17 protein-coding genes are annotated in these 16,701 nt (G+C 43.5%); 13 read left to right on the top strand and 4 right to left on the bottom strand.

The genetic code is table 11. The features are described from left to right. Nucleotides 1–171: 171 nt before the first annotated feature. The 8 genes from rpmH (at nucleotide 172) to HBHAL_RS20155 (ending at nucleotide 7,951) form a co-directional block, all read left to right on the top strand. On the top strand, nucleotides 172–306 hold the full coding sequence (gene rpmH, locus HBHAL_RS20190) for a 50S ribosomal protein L34 (RefSeq protein ID WP_014645390.1): 135 nt from the start codon (nucleotides 172–174) through the stop codon (nucleotides 304–306). Nucleotides 307–454: 148 nt separating this feature from the next. Next, complete coding sequence (gene rnpA / locus HBHAL_RS20185; RefSeq protein ID WP_014645389.1) at nucleotides 455–802, top strand: ribonuclease P protein component; 348 nt, start codon at nucleotides 455–457, stop codon at nucleotides 800–802. 106 nt (nucleotides 803–908) lie between these two features. Next, nucleotides 909–1,670 (top strand): YidC family membrane integrase SpoIIIJ, encoded by a 762-nt coding sequence (gene spoIIIJ, locus HBHAL_RS20180; protein ID WP_014645388.1) that lies wholly within the window; start codon nucleotides 909–911, stop codon nucleotides 1,668–1,670. After that, nucleotides 1,667–2,281: an RNA-binding cell elongation regulator Jag/EloR gene (gene jag / locus HBHAL_RS20175; protein ID WP_014645387.1), complete on the top strand. Its 615-nt coding sequence runs from the start codon at nucleotides 1,667–1,669 to the stop codon at nucleotides 2,279–2,281. The genes spoIIIJ and jag overlap by 4 nt, the downstream gene beginning before the upstream one ends. Nucleotides 2,282–3,339: 1,058 nt before the next feature. Next, nucleotides 3,340–4,716: a tRNA uridine-5-carboxymethylaminomethyl(34) synthesis GTPase MnmE gene (mnmE, locus tag HBHAL_RS20170; protein ID WP_014645385.1), complete on the top strand. Its 1,377-nt coding sequence runs from the start codon at nucleotides 3,340–3,342 to the stop codon at nucleotides 4,714–4,716. Between the two features lie 24 nt (nucleotides 4,717–4,740). Next, nucleotides 4,741–6,630 (top strand): tRNA uridine-5-carboxymethylaminomethyl(34) synthesis enzyme MnmG, encoded by a 1,890-nt coding sequence (gene mnmG / locus HBHAL_RS20165; RefSeq protein WP_014645384.1) that lies wholly within the window; start codon nucleotides 4,741–4,743, stop codon nucleotides 6,628–6,630. Nucleotides 6,631–6,647: 17 nt separating this feature from the next. Then, a complete protein-coding gene (rsmG, locus tag HBHAL_RS20160; protein WP_014645383.1) occupies nucleotides 6,648–7,364 on the top strand; it encodes a 16S rRNA (guanine(527)-N(7))-methyltransferase RsmG in 717 nt (238 codons plus the stop codon). A gap of 92 nt (nucleotides 7,365–7,456) precedes the next feature. Next, complete coding sequence (locus HBHAL_RS20155; RefSeq protein WP_014645382.1) at nucleotides 7,457–7,951, top strand: metallophosphoesterase family protein; 495 nt, start codon at nucleotides 7,457–7,459, stop codon at nucleotides 7,949–7,951. A 25-nt stretch (nucleotides 7,952–7,976) separates the two neighbouring features. Here the strand turns inward: HBHAL_RS20155 and nei are convergent, their stop codons facing one another. From nei to HBHAL_RS20135, 4 genes are all read right to left on the bottom strand, one after another. After that, complete coding sequence (nei, locus tag HBHAL_RS20150; protein WP_014645381.1) at nucleotides 7,977–8,816, bottom strand: endonuclease VIII; 840 nt, start codon at nucleotides 8,814–8,816, stop codon at nucleotides 7,977–7,979. Nucleotides 8,817–8,883: 67 nt separating this feature from the next. Then, entirely contained in the window at nucleotides 8,884–9,753 is an 870-nt protein-coding gene (locus HBHAL_RS20145; RefSeq protein ID WP_014645380.1) for an SDR family oxidoreductase, read from the bottom strand. Nucleotides 9,754–9,942: 189 nt separating this feature from the next. Next, nucleotides 9,943–10,971 (bottom strand): spore photoproduct lyase, encoded by a 1,029-nt coding sequence (splB, locus tag HBHAL_RS20140; protein WP_014645379.1) that lies wholly within the window; start codon nucleotides 10,969–10,971, stop codon nucleotides 9,943–9,945. After that, nucleotides 10,965–11,228: a transcriptional regulator SplA domain-containing protein gene (locus tag HBHAL_RS20135; protein WP_014645378.1), complete on the bottom strand. Its 264-nt coding sequence runs from the start codon at nucleotides 11,226–11,228 to the stop codon at nucleotides 10,965–10,967. Before HBHAL_RS20135 ends, splB begins: the two co-directional genes overlap by 7 nt. 843 nt (nucleotides 11,229–12,071) lie before the next feature. On the opposite strand from HBHAL_RS20135, the gene HBHAL_RS20130 reads away from it, so the two are divergent. The 5 genes from HBHAL_RS20130 to HBHAL_RS20110 all read left to right on the top strand — a co-directional run bounded on the left by HBHAL_RS20130 (nucleotide 12,072) and on the right by HBHAL_RS20110 (nucleotide 16,093). Beyond that, a complete protein-coding gene (locus HBHAL_RS20130; RefSeq protein WP_014645377.1) occupies nucleotides 12,072–12,608 on the top strand; it encodes a GNAT family N-acetyltransferase in 537 nt (178 codons plus the stop codon). Between the two features lie 153 nt (nucleotides 12,609–12,761). Then, nucleotides 12,762–13,631 (top strand): ABC transporter ATP-binding protein, encoded by an 870-nt coding sequence (locus HBHAL_RS20125; protein ID WP_041601492.1) that lies wholly within the window; start codon nucleotides 12,762–12,764, stop codon nucleotides 13,629–13,631. Then, nucleotides 13,615–14,355, top strand: a complete 741-nt coding sequence (locus tag HBHAL_RS20120; protein ID WP_014645375.1) for an ABC transporter permease — start codon at nucleotides 13,615–13,617, stop codon at nucleotides 14,353–14,355. Before HBHAL_RS20125 ends, HBHAL_RS20120 begins: the two co-directional genes overlap by 17 nt. A 5-nt stretch (nucleotides 14,356–14,360) precedes the next feature. Further along, nucleotides 14,361–15,470 (top strand): sensor histidine kinase, encoded by a 1,110-nt coding sequence (locus HBHAL_RS20115; RefSeq protein WP_014645374.1) that lies wholly within the window; start codon nucleotides 14,361–14,363, stop codon nucleotides 15,468–15,470. Between the two features lie 14 nt (nucleotides 15,471–15,484). Further along, the gene (locus tag HBHAL_RS20110; protein WP_014645373.1) at nucleotides 15,485–16,093 is read left to right on the top strand and encodes a response regulator transcription factor; all 609 of its coding nucleotides are present in this window, start codon (nucleotides 15,485–15,487) and stop codon (nucleotides 16,091–16,093) included. The last annotated feature ends 608 nt before the right edge of the window (nucleotides 16,094–16,701 follow it).

Genomic DNA, 16,701 nt, shown 5'->3' with positions numbered 1-16,701 from the left:
TCAACGAGGTGTTATAGTACACAAACTGTTATATAACGGAGTAGAGATTCAAGTGGATCTGGAGGAGAAAGTGAAAAGGACATTGACAGAATGAAGATACGTTGCTTATAATTATTAGGACTGCCTTTTAGAAGTAAGTTATGGAATTATTCCTCAGGAGGTGTATATATAATGAAACGCACATTTCAACCAAATAATCGTAAGCGCAAAAAAGTACACGGCTTCCGTACGCGCATGAGCAGCCCAAACGGCCGTAAAGTAATTGCTCGTCGTCGTCGTAAAGGAAGAAAAGTTTTATCAGCATAGGCCACTGAAAACCTCAGTGGTCTTTTTTTCTAGTTAAGATTGTCTTGCGGAGTCGGGTCTCTACTATGAGATCCACTGCGCTTTTCTAATGTTCAGGGCGTGAAGGTCTGACTGGCAACTAGCGCTTTATATTTTTGGAGGGAGTTCTATGAAGAAAGAATATCGAATTAAAAAGAATGAAGAATTCCAAAAAGTATTTCAGCACGGTCAGTCGTTCGCAAACCGGCAACTCGTCCTTTACTATTGGAAGAAAAAAGACCAGGCTCATTTTCGAATCGGCCTCTCTGTCAGTAAGAGGATTGGACCTGCAGTGGTCCGAAACCAGGTGAAACGTTATTTAAGACAAGCCTTTCACGAACTGGAAGACCAAATCCATCCTCAGTATGACTTTGTGATTATTGCTAGAAAACCAACCAATAATATGAACTTTCATGAAACGAAAAAAAGCTTGATCCATGTTCTATCAAGATCAAAGCTATTGAATAAGAAAAAATAAGCCATCATCTTATAGAATTATTCTATGAAATAATGCTACACTGATGTATGGATAAAAAATAATTTTTAATGAATAGCCAGAGGGATTCAGTAAGGAGGAAGGAACGTTGCGTAACAAAATAATAGCATTGCTTGCCATGGCAGGTGTGCTTACGTTCTTATCCGGGTGTACCCAGGTCAATCAGGATATCACCGAGGATAGTACAGGATTTTGGAATGAATATATTGTTTTTCCATTATCTAAGACGCTCTTGTATTTCGCAGATCTGACAAACGGAAGTTTTGGATTGGCGATTGTAATCGTAACCATTATTATCCGAGTATTGTTACTGCCGTTAAACGTTAAACAGTTAAAAAGTTCAAAAGCTATGCAGGAAATTCAGCCGGAACTTAAAGAATTACGAGAAAAATATTCTTCTAAAGATGCACAGACCCAGCAAAAACTTCAGCAGGAAACGATGCAGCTTTTCCAGAAAAATGGAGTTAATCCATTAGCGGGCTGTCTGCCTATTATTGTGCAAATGCCGATATTGATTGGTTTCTACCATGCTATTATGAGAACATCTGAGATTCAAACTCACAGTTTTCTATGGATGGAATTAGGACAATCCGATCCATTCCTTGCGATTCTTACAGCAGCTACCACATTCCTACAGCAGAAGCTGATGATGGCGGGAGGAGCAGCAGCTCAAAACCCGCAAATGCAGATGATGATTTACATCATGCCGCTAATGATCGGTACATTTGCATTCTTCTTCCCATCAGCCCTTGCGATCTATTGGATTGTAGGTAACATCGTTATGATTCTTCAGACCATTTTTATTCGTAAGCCAATGATGAAAGATGCGACGGGAGGAGCAGGTGAGTGAAGCAAATAACTGCTACTGGCACCACAGTTGATGAAGCGGTCCAATCAGCACTTGAACAATTACAAACATCGAAGGACCAGGTTCAAGTAGATGTCATTGATGAAGGTAAAAAAGGATTTCTTGGTTTTGGTTCAAAACCGGCAATCGTAAAAGTATCTATTCAAAAGAATCCAGTGCAGGATGCCGAATTATTCATCATAGAAGTAGCAAAACAAATGGGTGCTCCTGTACAAGTAAAAACAGAAGTAAAAGACCGTGATATTGCCATGCAGCTCGAGGGTGACAAAATCGCCATGCTCATTGGAAAACGCGGTCAAACCTTAAATTCACTGCAATATTTAACTCAACTCGCCGTTAATCGGGAATCTGATCAGTTTTATAACGTTATGCTGGATGCAGAAGGTTATCGGGCAAGACGAAAGGAAACGCTTGAAAACTTGGCTAAGCGATTAGCGGAAAAAGCGATTTCCTCTGGTAAAGAGGTCAAGCTCGAGCCTATGCCTTCCTATGAACGGAAGATTATTCATTCGGCTCTTCAAAACCATAAAAAAGTCGTAACTGATTCCGATGGAAATGATCCACGTAGACATGTGGTCATACGTCCTTCTTAAAGAAGTTACATGTGTACTGAAAACTTCTGCCAATCATCGTTGGCAGAAGTTTTTTTATGGGATTTTTTTCGTGAATCCAGTATTATAGAATGGTTCTTTAGAACGTTAGTGTTGGTTTTTCGCTAAAAGACTTTTTAAACTAAAGGGCCGGTTAGTTGAAGACTCAGTTTCGAGATGTTTTTATGAGAAGAAAAGTCCTGCGGGGGATGATTCGCTTTCCGCGGCCCTGCACGACGCAGGGTCGTTCGACGTTGCCACAGGACGTGGCGGTCTTAGTCGAACATCCCTTGTGCTGAGCCTCCTCGAGCTATGCTCTCAGGGTCTCACCGATCATGTTCATCCCGCAGGAGTCTTCATCATCCCCCTCCGGACCTTGCCAAATTAGAAGCTCGAAACCACTTCAATCATCACCTGCATAATGAAGTATTATCCAATGTAGTTAGGATGTAACGACACACATCGCCCGTCATGAAAGCATTTCATACAGATTACGGAGGAGAACCAATCTCTTCTGGAAGGGTCCGTTCGCAACATTATAGTTGGGGTGGTGGGGAAATGGCGAGACTCCCATGGGAGAAGGAACTAGGTGAGATCCTGCAGGGAGTGAAACGAGCGAGGAAGCTCACCGTTCCCCCATAGGAAAGTGTCCAAATGAGGAATCACCCCGATAGACACGAACAGCATAAGCCGAGCATCAAAAGGACGGTGGTCTTGCCGTCCGTTGATGAACGGCTTATGTCTCGAGTGTCTGGGTGATGGAACAAGACGAGTTATTTCCCCACCAGCCCTCCACATAGAGTAACGGACCCATTTATCTCGAAACTGAGTCTTACAGAAAAGGGAGCTTTTCTTTAATAATCTACACGGAGATTTAAATGAGCCAGTTGAATAATGAGTTATACACATGTGGATAATGGAATTAAAGAGAAAGAGCCGGTAATAGGTTGTTGATATCTTTTCAATTACCGGACAGATATGATATTCTATTAAGTTAGTGACTATAATAAATTCTACTTTGTGGATAAATATAAAATAGCAACATGAGGAGGTGAGCGCGTGTGGAAACAGATACGATAACTGCCATATCTACCCCTATGGGAGAAGGTGCCATAGCAATCGTTCGACTTAGTGGTCCTCAAGCTGTCTCGATAGCTGGAGATTTGTTTCGCGGAAAGGATTTAAACGAAGTCGACTCCCACACGATGCACTACGGTAAAATAATAGATCCTGATACGGGAGAGACAGCAGAAGAAGTAATGGTTTCCGTTATGCGTGCGCCTAAGACTTTTACGAGGGAAGATATCGTTGAAATTAACTGCCACGGCGGACTGGTTTCAGTGAACCGTGTCCTTGAAATCGTCTTAGCAAGTGGAGGACGCCTGGCCGAACCTGGTGAATTTACGAAGCGCGCGTTCTTAAATGGCCGGATTGATTTATCTCAGGCAGAAGCCGTGATGGATTTGATTCGTGCGAAAACGGACAGGGCTATGAACGTTGCTCTAAAGCAGATGGACGGACGACTATCGAACCTTATTCAGCAGCTAAGACAGAAACTGCTTGAAACCTTAGCTCACGTAGAAGTAAATATTGATTACCCCGAATATGATGACGTCGAAGAAATGTCTCATGAAATGATGGAGCAAAAGACGAAAGAAGTCCACGCGGAAGTTTCAAATCTTCTGCAGACCGCCCGTCAGGGGAAAATTTTAAGAGAAGGCTTAGGAACGGCCATTATCGGCCGGCCTAACGTCGGAAAATCGTCCTTAATGAATACACTGGTGCACGAAAACAAAGCGATTGTGACGGAAGTTCCGGGAACGACTCGTGATGTGATTGAGGAATATGTCAATGTTCGCGGAGTTCCGCTTCGTCTGATCGACACGGCTGGTATTCGGGAAACCGAAGATATTGTCGAAAGAATAGGCGTGGAACGATCCAGACAAGTATTAGAGGAAGCCGATCTCATCCTTCTTGTGTTAAACTATGGAGATGAGCTGAATGACGACGATAAGCAGCTATTTGATGCCCTTCGTGACATGAATATTATTGTTATTGTTAATAAAATGGATTTGGAACCAAAATTAGATATCGATCAGGTGAAAGAATTTGCTGGAGATAATCCCGTAATTTCTACCTCGCTAATTCATGAAAAAGGTGTAGATCAGCTTGAAAATGCGATTGCCGATACCTTCTTTGAAGGGGAACTGGATGCGGGAGATATGACGTACGTATCCAACGTCCGCCACGTGCAATTGCTCAAGCAGGCCAAGCAATCCCTTGAAGATGCCCAGAACGGTATGGAAATGGGAGTGCCGCTCGATGTGGTGCAGATTGACGTCACAAGGACGTGGGAAATTCTTGGTGAAATTATCGGAGATACCGTGCACGAAAGCTTGATCGATCAGTTGTTTTCACAGTTTTGCTTAGGGAAATAAACAACAACAAAGGAGAGACAATAAATGACTTATGATGCTGGGCATTATGACGTAATTGTAATCGGTGCTGGTCACGCAGGGGTAGAAGCTGGTCTTGCAGCAGCCCGCAGAGGCGCCAAAACGTTAATGCTTACTCTCAACCTGGATCTGGTCGCTTTCATGCCGTGTAACCCTTCGATTGGCGGGCCGGCAAAAGGAATCGTAGTTCGTGAAGTGGATGCACTTGGCGGCGCTATGGGTAAAGTAATTGATAAAACGCACATTCAAATGCGTCTGCTTAATACAAGAAAAGGTCCTGCCGTACGAGCACTGAGAGCTCAGGCGGACAAACCACTATATATTAAAGAAATGAAGAGAATTCTGGAAAATCAGGAAAACTTGACGCTTCGCCAGGGAATGGTTGAGAAGCTGCTTGTCGAGGACAATGAAATCAAAGGAGTCGTTACAGAAACAAAAGCAGCTTACTATGCTCCAACCGTTATCGTAACGACGGGAACGTTCATGCGTGGACGTGTCCTGATTGGAGACCTCTCCTATGAGAGCGGTCCTAATAACCAACGTTCTACGGTTTCTCTTTCCGAGCAGCTGGAGGAACTGGGAATTAATATGGTCCGCTTTAAAACAGGTACACCAATGCGGGTAAACAGCCACACGGTTGATTATTCCAAAACGGAAATCCAGCCGGGCGAAGAGGAACCAAGATCGTTTTCTTATGAAACGACCGAGTTCATTACGGATCAAATTCCTTGCTGGCTGACTTATACAAACGAAGCAACTCATAAAATTATTGATGATAATTTAACGCTGTCTGCGATGTATTCAGGCGCTGTCCGAGGAACAGGTCCACGTTATTGCCCTTCTATTGAGGATAAAATCGTGCGCTTTAATGATAAACCAAGGCACCAGATTTTCCTGGAGCCGGAAGGTCGCGATACAGAAGAAGTGTATGTACAGGGTCTTTCCACTTCCCTGCCTGAGTATATACAGAACGAAATGATGAGGACCGTACCTGGACTTGAGAATGCGGAAATCATGAGGGCAGGCTATGCCATTGAGTACGATTCCATTATCCCGACTCAATTATGGCCGACTATGGAGACGAAGCAAATTTCCGGACTGTTTACCGCCGGACAATTAAACGGCACTTCCGGTTACGAAGAAGCGGCCGGTCAAGGGCTGATGGCAGGGATTAACGCAGCTGCGAAAGCACTGGATCTCGAAACGTTAATTCTCGACCGCTCAGAAGGCTATATCGGCGTTATGATTGATGACCTCGTAACCAAAGGCACCGATGAACCATATCGTCTTCTCACGTCTCGTGCAGAATTCCGTTTGATGCTTCGCCATGACAACGCAGATATACGTCTGCTTGAAAAAGGGTACGAACTAGGATTAATTCCTGAAGAACGCTATCAGCGCTTCCTTGAGAAAAAGCAGCGGATCGATGAAGAAAGAGCTCGCTTAGATAAAGTCATTCTGAAGGAAACAGAAGAAGTTCAGGCTGTCATTGAAGAAGCGGGAGGCACCCGCTTGAAGGAAGCGGTACGTGCCCTTGATTTATTGAAACGTCCTGAAATGAAATACAGTCACCTGGAGCGTCTAACCCCTAGTGAGGTTTCACTACCTGAAGATGTGAAGGAACAAGTAGAAATTCAGGTTAAATACAGCGGGTATATCAAAAAAGCGCTCGAGCAAATCGAACGTATGAAGAAGATGGAAACGAAGAAGATTCCTGAAAACATTGATTACGATGACATTCATGGACTTGCTACAGAAGCCCGCGACCGTCTCAAAGAAGTACGCCCATTATCTGTGGGGCAGGCTTCACGTGTCTCCGGAGTGAACCCGGCGGACGTGTCTATATTACTGGTTTATATCGAACAAGGAAAAATCGCTCGCGTATCGGGTGAATAAAACGAAAGGATGGAAGCATGGATATCAACACCTTTCTCGAATCGCTTAAGAACCAGGGTATTGAATTAAGCGAACAGCAGCAGCAACAGTTCCACAAGTACTTCGAAATCCTTGTAGAATGGAATGAAAAAATGAATCTCACAGCGATTACGGACAAGGAAGGTGTCTATCTTAAACACTTCTATGACTCTTTGACCGCTTCGTTTTATTATGATTTTACCAAGCCCTTACGAATTTGTGATGTCGGAGCCGGAGCAGGATTTCCAAGTCTGCCGCTTAAAATTGTGTTCCCGCACTTGAAAGTGACGATTGTCGATTCATTAAAGAAACGAATCACATTTTTGAATCACTTAGCCCACGAATTAGGGTTGGATGACGTGGCTTTTTACCATGATCGTGCCGAAAACTTTGGTAAAAACGCGAAATTCCGAGAAGGTTATGATCTTGTCATGGCTCGAGCTGTTGCTCGAATGTCCGTACTGAGTGAATTATGTCTGCCTTTAACCGCTAAAGGCGGGCATTTCATGGCTATGAAAGGACCTAACCTGGCCGATGAAATGGAAGATGCAGCGCTTGCTATCCAAACAGTCGGAGGAGAGGTGGAAAACGTGCATACGTTCACCCTTCCTGAAGAGGATAGTGAAAGAAATATTGCGATTATCGAAAAGCGCCGGAAAACACCTAAGAAATATCCGCGTAAAGCGGGTACACCAAATAAAGCACCGATTCAGTAATCGAATCCCCCTTACGCTCTAAGGAGCCGAAGGGGGATTTTTTGTCTCATGGTTTTATTAAGAGGGTAGAAGTAAAGAAGAAGGGGGACGCCATGATGAAAATTGTTGTACTATCAGACACTCATATGCCTAAAAAGGGGAAGTCTCTACCGGAGAGGTTAGTTGAGGAACTGCCTTCAGCTGACGCCATTATCCATACTGGAGACTGGCATTCGAAGGAAGTGGTTGAAGAGCTGAAAAAGTATGGACCACCCTTGTACGGTGTTTATGGAAACGTAGATGGGGAAGACATTCAATCTGTTTTTCCTTATAAGCAGACGATTGAGCTGAATGGTTTTCGAATTGGTCTGATTCACGGTCATGGAGAGAAAAAAACGACGGAGAAAAGGGCGGTCGAAGGATTTAAAGGTGAGGAAGTGGATCTCATTATTTTTGGTCATTCTCATCTGCCTCTGACCCGCTACATGAACAAAGTGATGTTATTTAATCCAGGGTCTGTCACAGATAAACGGAAAATGCCTTATTACTCGTTTGGTATTCTCAGACTTGAAGAAAACATTCACGCCGAGCATGTTTTCTTCACCTAGAGACTTAACAAAGACCCCCTGCTCCTTATTTCCCGGAGCTGGAGGTCTTAGCCTGACAGGTTGGACAGTAATAACACCGTCTGGAAGCTGTCTTGTATTTAATGATTTCTGTTCCATCTATGCGGCATGGCTGCCCTTCGCGATTAAACACCCAATGCCGATATTGATATCGCTTTGCTCCCTCCGATTTTAAACGGTGAGCAAGTTCAAGATCATTCGTAATTCCTTTATTCTCATAAGAACGCCACATGAGTTCTATACAGGCATCGGCTGCTTTTCTAAGCTGTTCTTCTGTGCAATCATCCGGTTTGATTTCAGGATGAATGTTCGCACAAAACAAAATTTCACTCCGCAGATAATTCCCGACTCCAGCGATAAAAGCCTGATCTAATAGTAATGAACTCCATTTTCTTCTACGGAACCTTTTATCTTTAAATCGCTCTACCAGCTCTTCAGGCGTAACGGATTCATTTAAAAGGTCTGGACCGACTTTGGCTATAAAAGGATGTTCTTCTACTTCCTCATCCTTTAACACCTCAATGTCAGATGCACTGTAAAGCAGCGCTGATTTCTTTTTGTTATGAATGGCAAGCCTTAGCTGACGGTTGGTCTTCGGATAATTATAGGCGTTTCGGACGTACCATTTTCCGTATAACTGATTATGAGAATAGATGGTTAAGCCTTGATCGAATCGGATCAGCATGGCCTTTCCACGGGTTTCAACCCGCTTAATCATAGCTCCTTGAAACATGTCTTGATAATCCTGAAGCTGTTCAAACGCAAAAGATATCTCAAGCACAGGGCGGCCGGTCAACGCTTTTTCCACGTGATCAGCCGCCCTTCTTATTTCTGGACCTTCTGGCATATATAGTTCTCCTCTCTTCTTCTATTTATTGTGTAAAAGAAGAGAGCTTTTGGCAAGAAATAACGCTTTAGCTGGAAGTGTACAGTCCGCCATTGATGTGGATAAACTGGCCAGTCATGTACGTGGAGTCATCGGAAGCAAGCAACACATAACTTCCTACGTGCTCTACTGGCTGACCAGGACGGCCCATTGGTGTGTTGGTACCAAACTGTTCCACTTTGTCTTCTCCAAAGGTAGAAGGAATTAATGGGGTCCAGATCGGGCCAGGAGCCACTCCATTTACGCGGATTCCTTTATCGACGAGCTGTTTGGCCATGGAACGTGTAAAGGCTACTACAGCGCCTTTCGTTGCGGTATAATCGACAAGCTGCGCATTCCCGGTATAAGGGTTAATGGAAGCAGTATTGATAATAGAGCTTCCTTTTTTCAAGTGAGGAATCGCTGCTTTTGTCATATAGAAAATGGAATGGATATTCGTTTTGAATGTGCTTTCCCATTGCTCTGCCGTAATATTCATTAAATCATCGGTTGGATGCTGTTCAGCTGCATTATTTACTAGAATGTCGAGCTGACCCAGTTCATTGACTGTACGTTCAACAGCGTCCTTACAAACGGATTCTTCTCCTACATCACCAGGAATTAGAATAGCGCGGCGACCCTGCTCTTCTATTTGTTTCTTAGTATATTCCGCATCTTCATGTTCTTCGAGGTAGGATATCGCAACGTCTGCGCCTTCTTTGGCATAGCCAATGGCTACCGAACGACCGATTCCGCTGTCTCCTCCTGTGATTAGAGCTACTTTGCCGACTAATTTATTTCCGCTTTGATAGTCTTCATCTGCTTGAAGCGGCTGAGGGTCTAATTGACCTTCCACTCCAGGTTGTTTTTCCTGTTCCTGTTTAGGCTGACCTTGCGTTTGCTTTTGTGAACGATCCATATTGAAATCCTCCTTTTGCTTTATCACTATAATATCGTAATATCCTCATTCCACAATTAGGAAAAAGGTAAACAAAAGAAAGGAGTTCTTACACTTTCTATAGAAAAATGCTTGTATGGAATCATCATCAACTCTTTTATCGTTTTCTGTCGATTGGACAGAATGCTGGAGAGTGGGCAGGGTCAAGAATCAGGTGAAGTATTCTAATCTGGCTTCAGGAAAGTACTGCTCAATATATCCGCCTAGTACCTCCTGCATTTCTTTTTGTTCATCTTTTTGGTAAACATATTTTCCGATTCCATAACGGCCCCATTTATATTTTCGCTTTTCTTCGTCCATTTCAAGCTTGGTCATCGGATAATTCTTCTGAATGACGCGTTTTGCCGGCTTGGTAAAACGATGTTGAATCAGTTCGAAGGTAAGATCTTTTGTTGCTTGTTCCGGAAGCTTATCATACAGCTTCTCAAACAAAATTCGATAGCCTTCTTTCCAATCCTCGTACAGATAAATAGGGGCAATGATAAATCCTAAAGGATAACCAGCTTCCGCTACTTTTACGGCTGCTTCAATTCGATCATCCAGACGAGAGGTACCCGGCTCCAAGTATTTGATTACGTAATCGGCATTCATACTGAACCGGAAACGTGTACGGCCATTGTGTTTCGCATCAAGCAAGTGATCGACGTGTGCGAATTTGGTTACAAACCGTAAGCGCCCATGCTCAGACTGACCAAAATATTCGATCGCCCGTTTTAAAGTGTGGGTGAGGTGATCGACGCCAACGATATCAGAGGTACAGGAAGCTTCAAACCTTGTTTCTTCCGGCGCCCGCTCTTTCATATAGGCTTCCGCCGCTTCAAACACCTCTTCGATATTTACATAGGTGCGGATATAAGGTTTACTGCCCATGGTCGTTTGTAAGTAGCAATAATGGCAGTGGCCCATGCACCCTGTCGCAAAGGGAATGGCATACTCTGCAGAAGGTTTGGAGGTGTCGAATTTCAATGTTTTTCTCACACCGACCACCAGTGTGGATTTCGCCATCCGGTATTTCTGAAAATCATTTTCTCCTGGTAAATTGCGGACCTGGTTATGGGATGTGGTCTCGCGAATTTCAATACCCATACCTTCAAATTTTTCTTTCAGCTCTTTACCTAGCGGGTATTTGAGTGCTCCGGGTTCGATGTAAACGAGTTCGGGTACAAATGGCTTTACCACTGCAGTCCCTCCGGTTCAATCCCGCCGCCAAATGTATCGTGATAGGCGCGTTCAGCTTCACCTTGTGAGGCATAGACAGCTATTTCAGAATCCAGCGGGAAATACGTTTCATATAGAAAAAGGGCTAAATCACCTGGATTTTCTGGATCTTTCACGACGGCTGCTTCCTGTACATTGGCCACATCATACGTATGCGGGTTGCGATAGATAACATAAACAATATCTCCCGCACGATAGTTGGGTTGTTGAAATTCCATAACCACACCTGCTTTCCATAGTTTGTGTTCATTTTTCCACAAAACCTGAATTTTATTAGACAAATGCTTTATTTTCGATTTTAATAAAAGAGTTCTTACACTAAAGAGCCGGATTGTGGAAGATTCGATTTAATCAAATATCAGAACATAAACGACATGGATTGCTATCCAGCTCCAGCACCTAGCGTCTAGTGAGACTTCCCTCACTTCTGTACGATAAGGCAACATATCGCTCCGCTCTTCGTGTTTTCTTTATCTCCGCCAGCTCAAGGCTAGTTTCGGTGCCTAGCCTCTCGAGGTCTTAAGTCCAACCATGATAGGAAGAAGAGCCCTTCCTTTCATGGTCGTTCTTAAGCTTGTCGAGGCTGGACAAGGCACCTCCACATTTGGCCCTGCATGACGCAGGGTCGTTCGACGTTGCCACACGACGTGGCGATCTTAGTCGAACTTCCTATGTCCAGTCCATACGACGCTGACCAAGGTGCTTCCGCTTTTAACCTAGGAGTCTTCATCGTCCCCCTCCGGACTTCGCCATATCTGAGCCTCAAAATCACATCAGAATAGCGCTTGCTTATGGCCAAACTCTTATGACCATGTAAAATTTATGGCATCTCTAGGTGGAATCCGCTGCTATTTAAGCATCCTTTAAAGTTTCAGGGCTGTTCCTCTTCCTACAAATAGATAGTCCGTTCACTAGATATCGTCAGGTTGGCGAAGGAAACGGCGAGACCTACTCCACCGATCCTAAACATCTACAGATAGTTCGAAACGGGTTCTTCAAGTATCGGGATCTTATCTGAAATAATTAATACTATGATATAAATTAAAAAGGGGTTTTTTACTATGAATTGGCCATTAACCACCGAACGTCTGAATTTACAACCGTATGAGGTATCTCAAGCAGAGCGAGTGACAGAGCTTGCAGGTGACAAAGCCGTGGCAGCTACTACCTTCGTTCCTCATCCATATACCTTGGAAGATGCCCAAAACTGGATACGTACTCATGAAGAATGGATCAAGGAAGGAAAAGCTTATCCTATGGCTATGGTATTGAAATCAACAAATGAGCTGGTAGGCACGATGACGCTGCGAGTAGATCATAAACATCAGAAAGGCGAGCTTGCTTATTGGGTTGGAAAGCCTTACTGGGGAAAGGGATATGCCTCGGAAGCGGCAGTTCGAATGGTTGAGTATGGTTTTGAAACCTTGAATTTACAAAGAGTGTGGTCTGCAGCCATGAGTGAAAACCCAGCTTCTACCAGGGTCATGCAAAAGGCTGGACTGAGTTATGAGGGGACATTGAAACACGATATCTACCACAGGGGTGAATACAAGGATATTGATGTTTATGGCATGATTGCTGAAGAATATCATTCATGAAAAGCTTACATACAAAATAGAAACAGCTGGTGATCTGTAGTCATCAGTTGTTTTTTTTATGACAATTGTCATTTGAATTGATGACAAACCTTTCTACCCCATTACATTATTCAAGATTAGAATGAAAGTAACTTCTTAAAAGGTGTGGTAAAGATGCTTCGTATTAACCATGTTTCTAAACATTTCAAAAAGCACCGAATCCTGAATGACGTATCTTTTTCTTTAGAACCAGGGGAAAGTATTCTCTTATTTGGACCGAACGGGGCCGGTAAAACTTCGTTACTGCGGTTGATTATGGGCCATTATCAAGCGGACGCAGGGAATATTGAGTGGAAAGATCCTCAAACGCAAGTGGGATTTGTGCTGCAGGATGCTTCTTTAATGGATCGAGTTACAATTAAAGAATTAATTCAATTTACAAGAGGTCTCTATCCAAACCCTATAAGCTATTCAGAAGCTCTTGCCCTTTCTGGACTAGAAGAGAAAGAATCCGTCAAAACGGAGCAGCTAAGTATTGGTCAGAAGCGAAAAATGATTTTTGCCTTGGCTTTAATTGGTCGTCCTAAACTCCTAATTATGGATGAACCGACAGCAGGTATGGATGTATCAGCAAGAAAGCACGTCTATCATCAAATCCAGAAGCTAAAGGATCATGGAATGACGATTTTGATGACTACCCATCTTTTAAATGAAGCTTCCTTATTAGGGGACCGCGTCCTGCTATTAGAAAAAGGACACCTTATCACAAACGAATCGGTTGAGAACATAGAGAGTTATAAAAAATGGCTACGTTTTACAACGGAAACGAATGACTCGGATCCTATCCTAAAAGCAGCAGGTTTTAACTGGAACCTAATATGGAAAAGGTGGGAGCTCCAAACGGAAAATACGGATCAATGGGTCAGGTGGTTGGTCGAAAAAGAGATATCCTTTTCGGATTTATCCATCGATAAACGTTCGATGGAGGAATATTTTGAAGAAATGACCAGCAAGGGAGGAGATTACAATGAAGACGTTGTATAAAACTACTAAGATCGAATTATTGCGTATGTTCCGCAATAAATACTTTGTCGTTTTTTCCATCATTATGCCCTTTGCTTTCTATGCCATATATACTTCGTCTATAGGCGGCAGTACGACGATTGAAGGTACGGAGTGGAAGGCTTATTTTTTGATATCAATGACCTGTTTCAGTTTAATGAGTTCATCAGTTACTACTATGGGAATTCAGCTTCTCCACGATCGGCTTCAGCCCTGGATGAAGTGGCTTCAATCGCTGCCTATTAAGCGCTGGGAGTACTTTATGGCACGATTTTTGTCTCTAATGGTTCTTAATGGGCTAATTATTGTCTTATTATTTGCCGTAGCTGCAAATTGGAAAAATATTGAGCTCAGCCTGTTATCGTGGGTGAAGGTAGGCGCATGGGTGTGGGGGGCGATTATCCCTTTCCTGGCTCTTGGAACATGGGTGTCGGTATTTAAAACGACGGAAACGGCTGCGGGCTTTGCTAATCTGACTACCTTAGGACTCGCGCTTATGGGCGGTCTGTGGATGCCGATAAACCAAATGCCATCTCTTATGCAAGTCATCGGAGAATGGACACCGGGCCATTTGTATGCCCAGGGAGCCTGGACACTATTAGCAGGAGAGCACATTTCTTTAGCAACGATAGGGTTACTGATCTTGTATTTTGTCTTATTTTTAAGTGGTTCCTTGTTAACTCACCGCTATCTTCAGAAGGAGTGACAGATATGAATCTTCAGTTATTTCCCAGGAAATATGGAAATCTTCCTTTGCTGTGGTCTATCTATTTGAGTTTCCCTTTGATTTATTTCTTAGGAATGGGAGGCTTAGAAGGAAGTATTGGTCTCTTAGGCTTGTTCATTTTTATATACTTATACAGAGATATTTATTGGCATCCATCCCGTGCCGTTTTTCATATCATCATAATGACAGGAATTCTTGCCTGGATGATTTACTATTATCATGAAGGGCTTCTGTACACGGCTTTATATACAGCCAATATGCTAGGTTTTGTCCGAAACCGGCTGCATTTCAGCTTGCTTTATGTTTTACAATTAGGTTTAATCGGGGAGATTTTTCTCCTGGATCGCCTGGCGATACGGGAGATCGGTTTTTCTTATATTTTTGCTGCCGTTATTATGCTGGTCGTAATCCCCTTGCTCACCCGGTATGAGATAAAGTGGGCCAATACTAAAAAAGAATTAGACAGAGCGAATGAGCGTATTGAAGAGCTGGTCAAGCAGCAGGAGCGCGAACGAATTGCCAGGGATTTACACGATACGGTAGGCCAGACTTTGTCTATGATTACATTGAAAAGTGACATTGCCGGACGTATGTTACATAAAAACGTCGAGAAAACGGAGCAGGAGATCAAGGAAATTAACCATATTTCCCGCACGGTTTTAAATCAAATCCGCGAAATCGTATCGGATTTAAAGCAGCTGAATTTGGAAGAAGAACTTAACGTGTCCAACAAGCTTCTACGTCAGGCTGGCATAGAGGCATATGTAGAAACTCCCGAACAAATGGGTGGGCTGAACCAGCTTTATGAGAATATCCTCGCCTACAGTCTTAGAGAGTGTGTAACGAACGCTATTCGTCATAGTGGTGCTACTCAATGCTTCATCACGCTTAAGGAGCAGCCTGAGCAGATTACTCTTCAAGTATTGGATAATGGAGTAGGGTTCTCGGGCCGCAAGGGTAATGGACTGTTAGGCATGGAGGAAAGAATACATATGATCAGTGGAGCTGTTTCCATGAAAAATATCGATAAGCTGGGCTGTCAGATTGGTATTCAGGTACCTAAAGTTCAGAAATCAGAAGATACAGCATCATGAAAGGGGGCAGAGAGATGATTCGGGTAATGATTGCAGAGGACCAGACCATGCTTCGTGGAGCTCTCTGCACGATTTTGGATATGGAAGATGATTTTGAGGTCACAGGTGCTGCAAGCCATGGTGAAGAGGCGTTGCAAATGATTCAAGACCATGAACCGGATATTGCTCTGCTGGATATCGAAATGCCTCTTCTTACCGGGATTGAAGTATTAAAAGAAATTCGGCGTTTACAGTTACCAACCAAGGTAATCATTTTAACCACTTTTTCCAAAAGAATATATATTAAAGAGGCGTGGGAGCACCAAGTAGACGGATATTTATTAAAGGATACACCTAGTGAAGAGTTAGCTAGAAATGTTCGTCAGGTATATAAGGGACAGCAGGTCGTCAGCCCCTCCCTTGTCAGTCAGACTGTCCTAAATGATGAAAATGAGCTTACCGGAAGAGAAATAGAAGTGCTTTTGCGTGTGGAAAAGGGGTACAGTACGAAACAGATTAGTGAAGCCATGCATTTAACCAATGGGACGATACGAAACTATCTCTCAGAGATTATGAATAAATTAGATGCTCAAAATCGCACGGAAGCGGCTTTTATTGCCAGACAAAAGGGCTGGCTTGATTAATATTTCTATGCATTCAGTTGTTAAGAGGAAAGCTCTAATCTATCAATAAATTCATAGCTATTTTTAACTAAAAGTCTCTGTTAAACTTCCCTGTTGATATTAAGGAAAAGCTCCCTTTTCTGTAAGACTCAGTTTCGAGACATTGGAGGATCGGAAGGTCCTCCGGGGGACGATTTCGCTTTCCGCGGGCATGAGGTGAGCTTCCTCGGGCTTAACAGCCCTGCGGGATCTCACCGATCATGTTCATCCCGCAGGAGTCTACACCGTCCCCCTCCGGACCTGGCCAAATCTGAGACTCGAAATCACCTAACATACTGTTTACTTGATGAGAAAAAAGCATGGGGTGATGAGGTTATTTCATACTAGAACGATGTGAAAAAGCTTGTTATAGAAGCATTTTAGAACCTATTTATGAGGAGAGCATTCTCTCTTGAAAAGGGTCCGTTATTCTCACGTGGCTGGGTTGGCGAAGGAAACAGCGAGACTCCCACGGGAGAAGGAGCTAGGCAAGACCCCACAGGGAGTGACAGCGACTGAGGAGGCTTGCCAGTTCCCCCGTAGGAAAGCGAGTTGTTTCCGTAGCCATCCCCTTTTTATATTAGCAACGG

This window comes from Halobacillus halophilus DSM 2266, from assembly GCF_000284515.1.
Classification (GTDB): Bacteria; Bacillota; Bacilli; order Bacillales; family Halobacillaceae; genus Halobacillus; species Halobacillus halophilus.
This window is presented reverse-complemented; position numbering and strand designations above follow the sequence as displayed.

Coding starts and splice junctions, on each gene's coding strand:
- rpmH (WP_014645390.1), top strand. CDS start 172: ATGAAACGCACATTTCAACCAAATAATCGTAAGCGCAAAAAAGTACAC.
- rnpA (WP_014645389.1), top strand. CDS start 455: ATGAAGAAAGAATATCGAATTAAAAAGAATGAAGAATTCCAAAAAGTA.
- mnmG (WP_014645384.1), top strand. CDS start 4,741: ATGACTTATGATGCTGGGCATTATGACGTAATTGTAATCGGTGCTGGT.
- rsmG (WP_014645383.1), top strand. CDS start 6,648: ATGGATATCAACACCTTTCTCGAATCGCTTAAGAACCAGGGTATTGAA.
- HBHAL_RS20155 (WP_014645382.1), top strand. CDS start 7,457: ATGATGAAAATTGTTGTACTATCAGACACTCATATGCCTAAAAAGGGG.
- nei (WP_014645381.1), bottom strand. CDS start 8,816: ATGCCAGAAGGTCCAGAAATAAGAAGGGCGGCTGATCACGTGGAAAAA.
- HBHAL_RS20145 (WP_014645380.1), bottom strand. CDS start 9,753: ATGGATCGTTCACAAAAGCAAACGCAAGGTCAGCCTAAACAGGAACAG.
- HBHAL_RS20135 (WP_014645378.1), bottom strand. CDS start 11,228: ATGGAATTTCAACAACCCAACTATCGTGCGGGAGATATTGTTTATGTT.
- HBHAL_RS20130 (WP_014645377.1), top strand. CDS start 12,072: ATGAATTGGCCATTAACCACCGAACGTCTGAATTTACAACCGTATGAG.
- HBHAL_RS20125 (WP_041601492.1), top strand. CDS start 12,762: ATGCTTCGTATTAACCATGTTTCTAAACATTTCAAAAAGCACCGAATC.
- HBHAL_RS20120 (WP_014645375.1), top strand. CDS start 13,615: ATGAAGACGTTGTATAAAACTACTAAGATCGAATTATTGCGTATGTTC.
- HBHAL_RS20115 (WP_014645374.1), top strand. CDS start 14,361: ATGAATCTTCAGTTATTTCCCAGGAAATATGGAAATCTTCCTTTGCTG.
- HBHAL_RS20110 (WP_014645373.1), top strand. CDS start 15,485: ATGATTCGGGTAATGATTGCAGAGGACCAGACCATGCTTCGTGGAGCT.